The organism is Burkholderia alba (assembly GCF_034721475.1).
In the GTDB taxonomy this organism is placed as follows: Bacteria; Pseudomonadota; Gammaproteobacteria; order Burkholderiales; family Burkholderiaceae; genus Burkholderia; species Burkholderia alba.
The window spans coordinates 1-14,754 of the sequence record NZ_JAWJWL010000057.1 but is presented as its reverse complement, the minus strand read 5'-3'; the positions used below and the strand labels follow the sequence as shown (position 1 = coordinate 14,754).

At 57.1% G+C, this 14,754-nt stretch carries 5 protein-coding genes and 7 pseudogenes; 7 read left to right on the top strand and 5 right to left on the bottom strand.

What is annotated here, in order from left to right:
• Window positions 1–4,547, bottom strand: a pseudogene (locus RZR99_RS31045) (ESPR-type extended signal peptide-containing protein); the annotation flags it as partial.
• A 153-nt stretch (window positions 4,548–4,700) separates the two neighbouring features.
• Window positions 4,701–4,793: pseudogene (locus RZR99_RS33470) on the bottom strand (ESPR domain-containing protein); the annotation flags it as partial.
• Window positions 4,794–5,099: 306 nt separating this feature from the next.
• On the opposite strand from RZR99_RS33470, the pseudogene RZR99_RS31040 reads away from it, so the two are divergent.
• From RZR99_RS31040 to RZR99_RS31020, 5 genes and pseudogenes are all read left to right on the top strand, one after another.
• A pseudogene (locus tag RZR99_RS31040) lies at window positions 5,100–5,836 on the top strand (IS6 family transposase).
• 208 nt (window positions 5,837–6,044) lie between these two features.
• Window positions 6,045–7,613 carry a TerC family protein gene (locus RZR99_RS31035; RefSeq protein ID WP_323123564.1) on the top strand — a complete coding sequence of 523 codons (1,569 nt, stop codon included), beginning with the start codon at window positions 6,045–6,047 and terminating at the stop codon, window positions 7,611–7,613.
• A 41-nt stretch (window positions 7,614–7,654) separates the two neighbouring features.
• Window positions 7,655–7,729 (top strand): annotated as a pseudogene (locus RZR99_RS31030) (transposase); the annotation flags it as partial.
• Window positions 7,730–7,750: 21 nt separating this feature from the next.
• A pseudogene (locus tag RZR99_RS31025) lies at window positions 7,751–8,465 on the top strand (IS6 family transposase); the annotation flags it as partial.
• A 28-nt stretch (window positions 8,466–8,493) separates the two neighbouring features.
• Window positions 8,494–8,610, top strand: a pseudogene (locus RZR99_RS31020) (IS5/IS1182 family transposase); the annotation flags it as partial.
• Window positions 8,611–8,710: 100 nt separating this feature from the next.
• Here the strand turns inward: RZR99_RS31020 and RZR99_RS31015 are convergent.
• The gene (locus tag RZR99_RS31015) at window positions 8,711–10,570 is read right to left on the bottom strand and encodes an alpha-L-fucosidase (RefSeq protein ID WP_323123563.1); all 1,860 of its coding nucleotides are present in this window, start codon (window positions 10,568–10,570) and stop codon (window positions 8,711–8,713) included.
• Window positions 10,571–11,359: 789 nt separating this feature from the next.
• On the opposite strand from RZR99_RS31015, the gene RZR99_RS31010 reads away from it, so the two are divergent.
• Window positions 11,360–12,679 (top strand): lipase family protein, encoded by a 1,320-nt coding sequence (locus RZR99_RS31010; RefSeq protein WP_323123562.1) that lies wholly within the window; start codon window positions 11,360–11,362, stop codon window positions 12,677–12,679.
• Window positions 12,680–12,791: 112 nt separating this feature from the next.
• Window positions 12,792–12,943, top strand: a pseudogene (locus RZR99_RS31005) (IS6 family transposase); the annotation flags it as partial.
• Window positions 12,944–13,548: 605 nt separating this feature from the next.
• Here RZR99_RS31005 and RZR99_RS31000 read toward each other — a convergent pair.
• Entirely contained in the window at window positions 13,549–13,824 is a 276-nt protein-coding gene (locus tag RZR99_RS31000; RefSeq protein ID WP_323123561.1) for a hypothetical protein, read from the bottom strand.
• 225 nt (window positions 13,825–14,049) lie between these two features.
• Complete coding sequence (locus tag RZR99_RS30995) at window positions 14,050–14,397, bottom strand: type II toxin-antitoxin system ParD family antitoxin (RefSeq protein ID WP_323123560.1); 348 nt, start codon at window positions 14,395–14,397, stop codon at window positions 14,050–14,052.
• Between the last annotated feature and the right edge of the window lie 357 nt (window positions 14,398–14,754).

The window sequence follows — 14,754 nt, the reverse complement described above, 5'->3', positions numbered from 1 at the left end:
AACGACGTAATCGAACTCGTCGCCGTCGACAGTCCGGTCGAGGTGGACGACGACAGCGACGTCACCGTGCTGTTGGTCGTGCTCAGCCCTGTCGACAGCGACGTGATTCCGCTTGTCGCCGTGCTCAACCCGGTTGAGGTCGACGTCGACAAAGAAGTAATCGAACTCGTCGCCGTCGACAGCCCAGTTGAGGTGGACGACGACAGCGAAGTCACCGTGCTGTTAGTCGTGCTCAGCCCTGTCGACAGCGACGTGATTCCACTCGTCGCCGTGCTCAGGCCCGTCGAGGTCGACGTGGACAACGACGTAACCGAGCTCGTCGCCGTCGACAGCCCGGTTGAGGTGGACGACGACAGCGAGGTGACCGTGCTGTTGGTCGTGCTCAGCCCTGTCGACAGCGACGTGATTCCACTCGTCGCCGTGCTCAGGCCCGTCGAGGTCGACGTGGACAACGACGTAACCGAGCTCGTCGCCGTCGACAGCCCGGTTGAGGTGGACGACGACAGCGAGGTGACCGTGCTGTTGGTCGTGCTCAGCCCTGTCGACAGCGACGTGATCCCGCTCGTTGCCGTGCTTAGACCCGTCGAGGTCGACGTCGACAGCGAGGTAATCGAACTGTTCGCACTCGACAGTCCCGTCGAAGTCGACGTTGACAACGACGTAATCGAACTCGTCGCCGTCGACAGCCCAGTTGAGGTGGACGACGACAACGAAGTCACCGTGCTATTGGTCGTGCTCAGCCCTGTCGACAGTGAGGTAATTCCGCTCGTCGCCGTGCTCAGGCCCGTCGAGGTTGACGTTGACAACGACGTAATCGAGCTCGTAGCAGTCGACAGCCCCGTCGACGTGGACGACGACAGCGATGTCACCGTGCTATTCGTCGTACTCAACCCCGTCGACAGCGAGGTGATTCCGCTCGTCGCCGTGCTCAGACCCGTCGAAGTCGACGTGGACAACGACGTAATTGAACTCGTCGCCGTCGACAGCCCGGTTGAGGTGGACGACGACAACGAGGTCACCGTGCTATTAGTCGTGCTCAGACCCGTCGACAGCGACGTAATTCCGCTTGTCGCCGTGCTCAGACCCGTCGAAGTCGACGTGGACAACGACGTAATTGAACTCGTCGCCGTCGACAGCCCGGTGGAGGTGGACGACGACAACGAGGTCACCGTGCTATTAGTCGTGCTCAGATCCGTCGACAGCGACGTAATTCCGCTTGTCGCCGTGCTCAGGCCCGTCGAGGTTGACGTCGACAACGATGTAATCGAACTGGTCGCTGTTGACAGTCCCGTCGACGTGGACGACGACAGTGATGTGACCGTGCTATTAGTCGTGCTCAACCCCGTCGACAGCGAGGTAATTCCGCTCGTCGCTGTGCTCAGACCCGTCGAGGTGGACGACGACAACGAAGTCACCGAGCTATTGGTCGTGCTCAGCCCTGTCGATAGCGACGTGATTCCGCTTGTCGCCGTGCTCAGACCCGTCGAGGTTGACGTGGACAAAGACGTAATCGAACTCGTAGCCGTCGACAGCCCCGTCGACGTGGACGATGACAGCGATGTCGCCGTACTGTTGGTCGTACTCAGACCCGTCGAAGTCGACGTGGACAACGACGTAATTGAACTCGTAGCCGTCGACAGCCCGGTTGAGGTGGACGACGACAGCGAGGTCACCGTGCTATTAGTCGTGCTCAGGCCGGTCGAGGTTGACGTCGACAACGATGTAATCGAACTCGTCGCCGTCGACAGCCCCGTCGACGTGGACGACGACAGCGAAGTCACCGTGCTGTTGGTCGTGCTCAGACCCGTCGAAGTCGACGTTGACAACGACGTGATCGAACTGGTCGCCGTCGACAGCCCCGTCGACGTGGACGACGACAACGACGTCACCGTGCTATTGGTCGTGCTCAGACCGGTCGACAGCGACGTGATTCCGCTTGTCGCCGTGCTCAAACCCGTCGAGGTCGACGTCGACAAAGAAGTAATCGAACTCGTCGCCGTCGACAGCCCCGTCGACGTGGACGACGACAACGACGTCACCGTGCTATTGGTCGTGCTCAGACCGGTCGACAGCGACGTGATTCCGCTTGTCGCCGTGCTCAAACCCGTCGAGGTCGACGTCGACAAAGAAGTAATCGAACTCGTCGCCGTCGACAGCCCCGTCGACGTGGACGACGACAGCGATGTCATCGTGCTATTGGTCGTGCTCAACCCCGTCGACAGCGAGGTGATCCCGCTTGTCGCCGTGCTCAACCCCGTTGAGGTCGATGTCGACAAAGAAGTAATCGAACTCGTCGCCGTCGACAGCCCCGTCGACGTGGACGACGACACCGATGTCATCGTGCTATTGGTCGTGCTCAACCCCGGCGACAGCGAGGTGATCCCGCTTGTCGCCGTGCTCAACCCCGTTGAGGTCGATGTCGACAAAGAAGTAATCGAGCTGTTCGCGCTCGACAGACCCGTTGAAGTCGACGTCGACAGCGACGTGATTCCGCTTGTCGCCGTGCTCAGGCCCGTCGAGGTTGACGTCGACAACGATGTAATCGAACTGGTCGCTGTCGACAGTCCCGTCGACGTGGACGACGACAGTGACGTGAGCGTGCTGTTGGTTGTGCTCAGCCCCGTCGACAGCGAGGTAATTCCGCTCGTCGCCGTGCTCAGGCCCGTCGAGGTTGACGTCGACAACTACGTAACAGAACTGGACGCAGAAGACAGTCCCGTCGACGTGGACGACGACAGTGACGTGAGCGTGCTGTTGGTTGTGCTCAGCCCCGTCGACAGCGAGGTAATTCCGCTCGTCGCCGTGCTCAGGCCCGTCGAAGTCGACGTGGACAACGACGTAATTGAACTCGTCGCCGTCGACAATCCGGTCGAGGTGGACGACGACAACGAAGTCACCGAGCTATTGGTCGTGCTCAGCCCTGTCGACAGCGAAGTAATCGAACTGTTCGCACTCGACAGTCCCGTCGAAGTCGACGTTGACAACGACGTAATCGAACTCGTCGCCGTCGATAATCCGGTCGACGTTGACGACGACAACGACGTCACCGTGCTATTGGTCGTGCTCAGCCCTGTCGACAGCGACGTAATCGAACTGTTCGCACTCGACAGTCCCGTCGAAGTCGACGTTGACAACGACGTAATCGAACTCGTCGCCGTCGACAGCCCGGTTGAGGTGGACGACGACAGTGATGTGACCGTGCTATTAGTCGTGCTCAGCCCCGTCGACAGCGACGTGATTCCGCTTGTCGCCGTGCTCAGGCCCGTCGAATTCGACGTGGACAATGACGTGATCGAACTCGTCGCCGTCGATAATCCGGTCGACGTTGACGACGACAACGACGTCACCGTGCTATTGGTCGTGCTCAGGCCCGTCGATGTCGACGTGGACAACGACGTGATCGAACTCGTGGCGGTCGACAACCCGGTCGACGTGGACGACGACAGCGATGTCACCGTGCTGTTGGTTGTGCTCAGCCCCGTCGATGTCGACGTGGACAACGACGTGATCGAACTCGTGGCAGTCGACAACCCGGTCGACGTGGAAGTCGACAACGACGTCACCGTGCTGTTGGTCGTGCTCAGCCCTGTCGACAGCGACGTGATTCCGCTCGTCGCCGTGCTCAGACCCGTCGAGGTTGACGTTGACAAAGAAGTAATCGAACTGTTCGCGCTCGACAGTCCTGTCGATGTCGAGGTAGACAAAGACGTAATCGAACTCGTGGCTGTCGACAGTCCGGTTGAGGTGGACGACGACAACGAAGTCACCGAGCTATTGGTCGTGCTCAGACCCGTCGAGGTTGACGTTGACAAAGAAGTAATCGAACTGTTCGCGCTCGACAGTCCTGTCGATGTCGAGGTAGACAAAGACGTAATCGAACTCGTGGCTGTCGACAGTCCGGTTGAGGTGGACGACGACAACGAAGTCACCGAGCTATTGGTCGTGCTCAGACCCGTCGAAGTTGAAGTCGACAAAGAAGTAATCGAGCTGTTCGCGCTCGAAAGACCTGTCGATGTTGAGGTCGACAGCGAGGTGACGGTGCTGTTCGTGGTGCTCAGGCCGGTGGACAGCGAGGTGATGCCGGTCGAGGTCGACGTGGACAACGAGGCGATGGAACTATTGGCAGACGACAGTCCTGTTGATGTTGAAAGTGATAGAACTGAGCTCATAGTCGACGACAGCCCAGTTGATACACTCGTTGATAATGAATTTAATTGAGATACGTTAACTGCGTCAGTTGCATTGACGCCAGGTGCCAAACCTGAAATTAGGACGTTCGATCCAGAGGCTGTGGCGCTTAGTGTATTTTGTGATCCTGTCCCGTTAGGAAGAATAAATTTCACGCTATTGCTAGTAACGACAACTGCGGAAGAATTATTTTTTGTATTCCCCGAAGAAAGAAGTACATACGTCCCACTTGTTCCACTTAATCCAAAATTACTTGCATCTCCGCAACCTGTGACAATAGCAGGTCCAACACCAATACCTAAAAAACCAGATGGGTTATAGTAAAATTGTGCGGTTCCATTCGAATCACTTGTACATACCATAGACGGGTAAGCTACATTGGGCTGTAGCGCCAATGCCGCATAAAGCGAAAAAATTGACGCAATGCATGTTTGGCGAAAATAAAATATTGATGAAATGGTTTTACATGGATTTGCATTGATTGAAATTGGAGTGATAATATTTTTACTTGAAGACGAAATTCTCCCTTTGCATGAAACGTCCTCGGAAACCGCCATCCAAGAGCCGGTGGATCTATTAAATATGGTTTTATATATCTTATTCATTTCTCCGACCCCAGTATCCAAAAAATTACAATCAAATAAAAGTTAGATTGTCAAATGGCGGTCCCAACCAAGTCGCTCAGCTAGACTGATGAATAATATTTCATGTAAACCAAATAAAAGTTAAATATCGTTAACGTGAATTGGGATTGTCAGATTGGGCTTTATCCCGCCAGCGCCAACGTGACAATGCCCAATTCATACATCGAAGATATTTGTTCTAAAAGCGGAGAGGTTAATTTCTGTTTTAGCGCTAATGATGGCCTATGGCTTTGTCACGTTGACGCCTGGTTCGGTTAGGATGGAGAGATGGAAAAGAGGAAATCGCTCTACCATGGTCGTCGGTTTCCAGCCTCGGTCATCAGCCACGCGGTCCGGTGGTATTTTCGTTTCCAGCTCAGCCTGCGCGACATCGAGGAACTGCTGTTCGAGCGTGGTGTGATCGTCAGTCATGAATCCATTTGCCGATGGACCGAGAAGTTCGGCGCCAGCTTCGCCGATCACGTCAAGGCTGCCCGGCGCCAGCCGGGTAGCCTATGGCATCTGGACGAGATGTTCGTGTCGTTGTGCGGCGAGCCCTTTGTTCTCTGGCGTGCGGTCGATCAGCACGGCATTGAACTCGGCATCCTGTTGCAAAAGCGACGCGATAAGACTGCGGCGAAGCGTTTCTTCAAACGGGTACTGTCAGCCAGTGCCGAGGTGCCGAAGAAAATCGTCACCGATCAACTGCGCAGTTATCCTGCGGCAAAAGCAGAAATACCGGCGCTCGCGAACGTCAAGCATGTCTTCGTCAAGGCTGCGGCCGCGTGAACAATCGTGCCGAGAACAGCCATCAGCCCACGCGCGAACGCGAGCGTCGCATGCGCGGCTTTCGAAATCCGCAGCGCAAGCAGGTATTCTTGTCGTGCTTCGGCCCCATTCGGCAACACTTCGCGCTCAATCGTCATGTGCTACGCGCGTCGCGCTATCGCAAGCAGCTCGCGACGCGCTTCGAAACCTGGCGACTTCTCGCCGGCATGACCCAAGATCCGTCTTTCGCCGCCTGAGCAACCGGCTGAACATCACCGGTTTATCCCGCCATCGCCAACGTGATAATGCCAATTGAAGGGGACGGGAACTCGTCAAGCCGGGACCATGACACCTTACGCATCTCACTCGAAGACACAGCGGTAGCAACGACGAGCCGTATTTTTTCGATTTGTTCGGCAGTGCCACAATACATACAAGTATTACTTCATCTACTGGAACAGCACCATGGAATGGCTGATGGACCCGACGATCTGGGTAGGTCTGGTAACCCTGATCGTTCTCGAAATCGTATTGGGCATCGACAACCTGATCTTCATCGCGATTCTCGCGGACAAGTTGCCGCCCGCGCAGCGCGACAAGGCACGCATCATCGGTCTGTCGCTCGCGTTGCTGATGCGCCTCGGGTTGTTGTCGGTCATGTCATGGCTGATCACGCTCACGTCGCCGCTGTTTTCGATCGGGTCGCTCGCGTTCTCCGGGCGCGACCTCATCCTGTTACTGGGCGGCGTGTTCCTGCTCTTCAAGGCGACCGTCGAGCTGCACGAACGGCTCGAAGGCATGCCGCATTCGGCTGTGGGCAAGAAAGCCTATGCGGGATTCTGGCTCGTCGTGGTCCAGATCATCATCCTCGACGCCGTGTTTTCGCTCGACGCCGTGATTACCGCGGTGGGTATGGTCGAGGAACTGGGCGTGATGATGGCCGCCGTGATCATCTCCATGGGCGTGATGCTGCTCGCGTCGAAGCCGCTCACCCGTTTCGTCAACGCACGCCCTACCGTGGTCGTGCTGTGCCTCAGCTTCCTGTTGATGATCGGCCTGAGCTTGGTGGCGGAAGGGCTGGGTTTCCATATTCCCAAGGGTTATCTGTACGCCGCAATCGGATTCTCGATCGTGATCGAGGCGTTCAACCAGTTCGCCCGCCGCAACCAGCTGAAGCATGAAGCCAGGCGGCCGATGCGCGAGCGCACCGCGGAGGCCATTCTGGCGCTGATCGGAGTCGGCCGATCCGGCCGGGATGCCAACGCGGACGGCGAGACACCCGACGTCGTCGCCACGCAGGCCTTCGCGAGCGAGGAGCGGGAAATGATCAGCGGCGTGCTGGGCCTGGGGGACCGCACGGCCCGCTCGATCATGACACCGCGCACGGACATCTCCTGGATCGATCTGACGGCCGACGCTACGACGATCCGCCGCATTGTCATGGAAACGCCACATGGCCTCTTTCCGGTCTGCGATGGGCAACTCGACAACGTCATCGGTGTCGCGCGAGCCAAGGACCTGCTGCTAGATCTGTCGACCGCCGGCCAGATCGACCGCGCGCGGAGCCTGCGCCAGCCACTCGTCGTGCTCGACACCACCGGCATCCTGAAGCTGATGGATACGCTGCGGCATGCAAGAGGACAACTCGCCCTCGTCACCGACGAATATGGTGTGCTGCAAGGCGTGGTGACGCCGGTGGACGTCCTGGAAGCCATCGCCGGCGAGTTCCCCGACGAAGACGAACTGCCCGCGATCCAGCCAATCGGATTGGGCCGTTGGCGTGCGGAAGGCACCACCGACCTGCGACATGTCGAACAGTTGCTCGGCGTTGCGCTCGGGCCCGTATCGGGAGCGGAATACACCACCCTTGCGGGCTTCATGCTGGCGCAGCTCGGCGAGTTACCTGCACCTGGCCAGAGCATAGTGCACGATAAGTACCGTTTCATTGCAAACGAAGTGCGTGATCGCCGCATTCTCACGATCGAGATTCTACTATTGCCGTTAGATGAAATTGGACCGGCCAGCCTTTCGTAGACATCTTCGAGCCATAATTTATGGCAACCGAGGAGGTCAGTATGAGCAGCACACGGTACACCGATGAGTTCAAGATCGAAGCAGTCAAGCAAGTCACCGAGCGAGGCGGCACTGTCACGTTAGCGTAGGATGACGGGATGAAGACGACATCGCTCTATCGTGGACATCGATTTCCAGCAGCCATCATCATTCAGGCCGTGCGTGGGTATTTCCGCTTCCAGCTGAGCCTGCGTGATATCTAGGAGTTGTTGTTCGAGCGTGGCGTGATCGTCAGCCATGAGACGATCCACACGCTGGTGCGACAAGTTCGGTGCGGGGTTCGCCCATCTCGTCAAGGCCGCCCGAGGCAAGCCGGGCGGTACCTGGCATCTCGACGAGATGGGGGTGTCGCTGCGCGGCGAGCCCTATCTGCTTTGGCGTGCCATCGACGAACTCGACGTGCTGCTGCAGAGGCGGCGCGACAAAATCGCCGCCAAACGTTTCTTCCAGCGAGTGCTGCGCACCTGCCCGGCACCGCGCATGATCGTCACCGATCAGCTACGCAGCCATCCGGCGGCCAAGGCCGACATTCCGGAGCTCGCGAATGTGAAGCCTGTATTTGTCAAAGCCGCAGCGCGCGTGAACAACCGCGCCGAGAACAGTCATCAGCCTACCCGCGAACGCGAGCGTCGCATGCGCGGGTTTCGAGATCCGCAGCGCACGCAGGTATTCTTGTCGTGCGTCGGCCCCATTCGGCAACACTTCGCGCTCAAACGTCATGTGCTACGCGCGTCGCTCTATCGCAAGCAGCTCGCGACGCGGTTCGAAACCTGGCGACTTTTCACCGGCATGACCCAAGATCCGTCTTTCGCAGCCTGCCAGCGCCAGCGTAACAATGCCCTTCCGCCGCCTCTGTATTCGTTTCGAGCGTCGCGCTGACATGCACGGCGCATTCCTCAAACTCGGTTGTTGCCTGATCTGCTGGAATACCCTCCGGCGCGCCGAGCCGCCTTTTTGAAACCGTCTCTTAAGTATCGTTGCCGCGAGAAATCGAATCGCATGGCGATTCGATTTCTATTTCCGGAGTAGACGCATATAGACGTATTCGAACGAACCTCCTAGTTCGCAATGGAAACCGCGTCGATCTGCAGGTAGGTGCCGCCCGTCTTGGTGATCTTCAGCGTATGAGTTCCCGAACTCAGGTGTGAATACTCGATCAAGTGTTGCTGCGGCGTGTACTTGCCGCCGAAAACGGCGTTGATCGTCGAGGGGTGCGCGCCATCCAGCGTCACGGAGGCTTGTCCGTCGCTCGGCGACATCGGCCCGGTCAGGATGATGCCGGTTCCGGTGAAGGTCACCGTCAGCGAATCGCCGTTGACCGTGGTGTAATGCACGTCGTTGTTGTAGTCGCCCGCACCGCGGTTCGATGCGACCCGCCAGCTTCCCGAGTAGGCGATCGACGACCAGTTGTCGTTGTACATCGTCCACGTCGGCGCCTGCATGGCCGTGCCGTAGACTGTGTTGCGAAGGCCGTACAACGCGGCCAGCGTGCTGTCGCTGGTGCTGCCATCCTCGTACATTTCCAGATTGAACGACAGCGGTACGTTTCTGGCCGACGCGGACTTCACCAGCGAAGCGGCCTGCGCGGACGAGATGGCGGTGGCGCCGATCTTCTGGTTTTGCTGATGTATTCCCCATTGGTTGTCGGATTCCATGGTCATCATGCCGTGCTGGAGCAAACCGGCTTGAGGACCCGACACGAAGATTCCGTTGCCGCCCACGGGCGCGCTGCCGATGGTCGCGCTTCCATCCGACTGCTCGCCGAAATACACATCCTGGAAATCGGTCACTCGCGGCATGACCCAGGAGTTCCACGAAATCAACCGGGCGGCATTGCCGGACCGAGCGGCATTCTCCAGCGCTTCGAATGGCGCCGGGTAGTAGAACACCGCGCCGTCATCAAAGAAGAAAGCATCGAGATTAGTGCCCAGCGTATTACCGATGTCGGTTACCACGGACTTCCAGTTGTCGAAGAACGTGGAACGATCACCCGTGCCGGTCGAAGGGTAAGTAGATGGAAAGTTCTGCTTGGACCACCAACCCGAATCCTCGTAGCCGGCGTGGTAATAGAGCGCGAACCGGATGCCGTTTTGCTTTAGCGCCGCAGCGATCTCGGCAATGAGGTTCCGCTGCGACGTGTAGCCGCTGCCCATCAGATTGCTGAGTGGGGTGTTGGTCATGTCCGGCTTGAAATTCCACCAGCTGAACGACCAGATCACGTACTGGGCGCCCGTGTCCTTCACCATTTGAACGAAGGATGGGACGTCGAAGTCGGCGGCCTGCTGATTCAGTGATTTCGCCAGCCCGACGTTGTTGGGAAAGCCCCAAGACCCGTATTGGAAGAACAGCCCGTATTTCGCGCCGGCGAGCCAGGAGGTATTGCCGCGTGCTTTCGCGACCCGGCCGAGATAGGCGGTGTAGTCGGCGTCGCTGATGAGCTCCAGCGATTTCACCTGGGCGTCGCCTGTCAGCGTGCCGCTGCGCTGCAGTTTGATCGTGCTGGTTCCCGCCGGCAGCGTCAGCGTACCGACGGAAATTCGGTCCCAGTAGCCGGAAGCGCTGAAGCCGGCCTTCGCGGCGTTCTTGTCGTCGGTGATGGTGAATCCTTGTCCAGCGTTCGCATTGAGCAGCGCGAACACGTGATAGGTCGCGGCGGCCGGCGAATTGACTGTCCACGAAAGATAATCAGCGCTCGTCAGGAAGTTCTGGATCCAGAAGTTTTTTCTGGGGTCTGGCGTATTCACGGACATATCCGACGCCCGCGCAGCCGCCATTCCCATCAGTACCTGGGTGACATCGGACGGGGCACCGCTCGTGAGCGCGACAGGATTGGGGCCGCTCTGAGATACCTGGGCATGCGCACCAAATGCAGTTGCGCAAGCAATGGCGACAAGTAAATTTCGGGTGCAACGATTCATCTTCAATCTCCCAGTTATACGAACGACCAGTCTGAACGTTGTGGTCTTGGGCCAGCGGAGGTTGCGATAGGTCTCCGGTCCGTCCCGCCTCCCTGCGGGTGCAGCCTGAAGTAGTGGCTTACCAGATCCTGAGCGCCAGCGTTTGCAGCGGCTGATGCTCGGGATCCGCAACGTCAGGCTGGCACCGAAATTGGACCAATGGTCCAACCAATAGTAGCGGGATTCGGTTGATCCGGCGACAGGTTTTTGAAGAGGGATTTCCCGTAGCAGGAGGCCACATAGCGCATGTGACGTCCGATATGACGGCCCCTTTTTTGAGGCGGGATGGGTACTGTCAAGTTGTTTAGGATGCCGGTGTAAGCCGATCGATCTCCGCCTCACTCGTCCTTGCTGTCCGGCCGCCGAACAAGCTGACAGTACCGGTCAGATCTGTCCACCGTCAGCGTTTGTTCGTTGGCTCACACATAAAATCCGACGTTTCCCTCCAAACGCTAGAAACCCTCAGGCCGCTGTGCTCTACTGATTTCGTAGCATGTCTATCTAAATCAAAGAAGCACGAGAGAGACGAATTACAAGCCAACGAGGAGGGAGTTTGCGATCAAATCAAATCATTAGCGAGACAAGCGAAGGGATGGCGAGACTGTCAAAGTCAGCTGACCTTGACGGGTTCTGCTCTTTTTGCGTGGACTGACCCGCACATCACCTTTGAGCACGTTCATACCATCAGCATTCGAGACGTATCGAGGCAAGCGATAAAACGATTGCTCACTTCTTCCTGCAGGGATCTCAATGATTTCGAAACTCCGCCTACTTGCGGCTCTCGCGGCCGCTGCATCGAGCATACTGGCCGCTGCCCCCACCGCTGAAGCCGCGCCCGCGCCGGATCCGTTCTTCACCTATACCGGCAGTGCGCCACTGTCGTCGATCCCGCTGGGCACGGTACTCAAGACCCGGGACGTTGTTTATCACATCGCCGGCATCCCAACCCCGGTGACTGCTCAGCAATTGCTGTATCGCACCAACAATGCACGAGAAGAACCTGTGGCCAATGTGACCTCTGTCATCAAGAGCCCGGCCAGCAACGGCCAGGCGATCTCCTACCAATCGGCCTACGACTCATTGAATCCCTACGACTCGCCCTCGCGCGTCATTGCCGGGGACCGGGATATCAGCAAGGTCATCAATTTCGGCAGTTTCATATACAGCGCCGAATCGGTTCCGCTGTCGGCTCTGCTGCTGCTGGGCTACAACATCATCGTGCCGGACACCGAGGGCCAGACTGCGGACTTCGCCGCGGGTCCCGAGTACGGGATGACGACCCTCGATTCGGTTCGAGCCGTGCTCAATACGCCGTCCACCGGCCTGACGCCCACCAGCAAGGTTGCGTTGATCGGCTACTCCGGTGGCGCGATTGCGACGAATTGGGCAGCACAGCTCGCGCCGACCTACGCACCTGACGTGAACAAACAGCTGGTCGGCGCGGCCGAGGGAGGGGTGCTGGTCGATCTTGCGCATAACGCTACCTACGTCAATCGCAGCATTGTCTGGGGCGGGGTTGCGCCTGCGGCGCTCGCCGGACTGGCGAAAGCCTACAACATCGATTTGACTCCCTACCTCAACAGCACAGGGATCGCCGTATTCAGCGACATTCAGAACCAGTCGCTCGCTTACATCTTGCCGAAGTATCTGGGTTTGGACTGGACGACACTTCTGAAGCCACAGTACGCGAAGGACATCAACAGCATTCCGGCGTACGTGACGTATGTGAACAAAGTGAATGCGGGGCTGGCCGGATCACCGACGATCCCGATGTACATCAGCCAGGGAACCGCGGGCATTTTCAACGGCACCTTCAGCCTTAGCCAGATTGGCGATGGCGTCATGCTGGCGGGCGACACCCGAACACTGGTGAAGAAATTCTGCGATAGCGGCACACCCGTCGTGTACAACGAAGTGCCACTCGAGCATGCCGCTACCGCCGTCACGTGGGTGGCCGGGATGCTGCCGTGGCTCTATGATCGCTTTGCCGACAAACCTGCGCCGAACAATTGTTGGCTGGCCGGGCTCTTGCAGCCGCGTAACTCTTTGGCTCCCGAGACGCTGCACTAATGTCCTGTACCGGTGCTGCCAACTGGCTGGGCATTGGTGCCCCGAGGAAAGGCAGAGCGCGATGAAGGGCATTGTCACGTTGAGCGGGTGTTCGGTAGCGTAGGATGTCGAAATGGAAAAGCAATCGCTCTATCGTGGACATCGATTTCCAGCAGCCATCATCAGTCAGGCCGTGCGTTGATATTTCCGCTTCCAGCTCAGCTTGCATGACATCGAAGAACTCATTTTCGAGCGTGGCGCGTGGTGAGCCACGAAACGAAGAGGAGCCAGGTGGAACGCCAGTAGGGTGATTCAATCTCGACGGGGTTCACAAGCAGACATCGACAGCCGAACCACAGATTGGTGTGGGCCGGAGATGGGCGTGTATCGCTGGCTAGTGCCAACAAGGTGGATGAGCTTATGCGGGCCAGCGAGTCGATGCGCTGCCGTGCAAAGGCGCTATTGTCAGTCACCGTGAGCAGTCCGTGCCTAGCTCGAGTTTGATGTCTGCTGCTAAATCGTCGAATTCAACCGGAGTCGACGTTGGCCATTGCGGATAGTGTTTCGTCAATGACTGATCCCTGGATACACCACGATGATGAGTGTGGAGCGCCACGGCTCTCTCTCTTTCGCAGTCACCGCGCGTCAATAGGAAACTGCGGCCGCGAAACGAAACGCTTTGAACAGCATCGCGCCCAATTACCTGATTGATGAAGAATTCCCCGATGCTGATCATGGGTAGGCCATGCGTGATGGCCGCGGCATAAAAATCATTGTCAATCATCAGGATTTAAACATGAGCATTCTCGGCAGTCGGGATCGGTAACGACTGTATTCGGCTATGAATCAATCGAGATGAAGTCAACCTGTCATTCAGGGCCCTATCGACCTCAGTCCAAATCAAACAGTGCGCGATCGACGGGGCGCGTTAATCCACTGTCAAGTATGTACCGAAAAACGGATTCGTCGAATTCGCCGCGTTTGATCGCCAGCAGCACGGCCTCGCCGATCAATTGGATTTTCAGAATGTGATTATCGACTATTTTCTGAGAGAAACGCAGCGGATGGTAATGATCAGATGCCTTGATGTGACGTATCACCGGTGATTTGGCAATGATCGAAGAGGACTTTCTGGCTGACATCACTCGGAATTTTGTTGATGACATGACAATACCTCTCACTTGTTTAACGTTGATTGATGAAATCTAGTCCAACCGCTACGATTTTCGGGCGTCATCAGACGCGAGGAAAAGTACATTCCCGGCTGCGCGTACGCTACGCTCTCGACAACCGCCCGGGTCAGCGAGACTCATCGGGAACGGCGTGACCGGCCGCACGGCAGACGGGAGTTAGCGCCGGGTACGGAGAAGCTCGCACAAACATATGAGCCTTTATCGTTCGGAGTCGTTGGCTTGTGATTGGTCGGACGAGGCCTCGGCGGAATCGCCGCGCCCGGCGTTGGCGTCGCACAAGCCGGACTGCGTAGCGACATCCGACGTCGAACGTTGTACCTCACGCTCATGAACTAAGCGCACGCCTTCGCGCAGGACCTCGCTTTTTGAACCATACCGGCCAGTCGCGACCAATTGCGCGACATATCGCTCGAGTTGTTTCCCAAGATAAGCACTGATCACGGTGATGAACTCTTCTGAAGGGATGTCTTTCTTGTTATCTTCGTTTATATTCGAAAAATAACATGCAAAAGATCGCGTGATAGCAACGTGAGCGGCTAATGGCATGATTGATATTGTTTCATATGTTCATTAATTTTGATGATGTGTACGACAAACCGTAACATGTTTTATTTAAATCGAGGCTGTCAAGGTTGACAGGAGTTGGATTTTTTAAAAGCCTGGTGCCTTGATTATCCGTTTATTATTTCAATGATGTAATGTTAAATTAATTGTTAATTATTGGCGGGTTATGAGTTTATTTCTCGTGCGTTGGTAACGCGCTTTGAGGTGGTGGGTGAGGTGTTGTTGTCGAGGAATTCTGTTTCGATGCGTTCCCTGCCGTCGCGAATGTGGATGTGGATCGCGGCAGGCGTGACCGATATGCGGTGCGGCTTTCCTAGTCTGGAGGCGAAGGTTCAGACA

What these genes read in the sequence shown, in the direction of transcription:
- RZR99_RS31015 (WP_323123563.1), bottom strand. Translation starts at nt 10,570, where the DNA reads ATGAATCGTTGCACCCGAAATTTACTTGTCGCCATTGCTTGCGCAACT.
- RZR99_RS31010 (WP_323123562.1), top strand. Translation starts at nt 11,360, where the DNA reads ATGATTTCGAAACTCCGCCTACTTGCGGCTCTCGCGGCCGCTGCATCG.
- RZR99_RS30995 (WP_323123560.1), bottom strand. Translation starts at nt 14,397, where the DNA reads ATGCCATTAGCCGCTCACGTTGCTATCACGCGATCTTTTGCATGTTAT.
- RZR99_RS31035 (WP_323123564.1), top strand. Translation starts at nt 6,045, where the DNA reads ATGGAATGGCTGATGGACCCGACGATCTGGGTAGGTCTGGTAACCCTG.
- RZR99_RS31000 (WP_323123561.1), bottom strand. Translation starts at nt 13,824, where the DNA reads ATGTCATCAACAAAATTCCGAGTGATGTCAGCCAGAAAGTCCTCTTCG.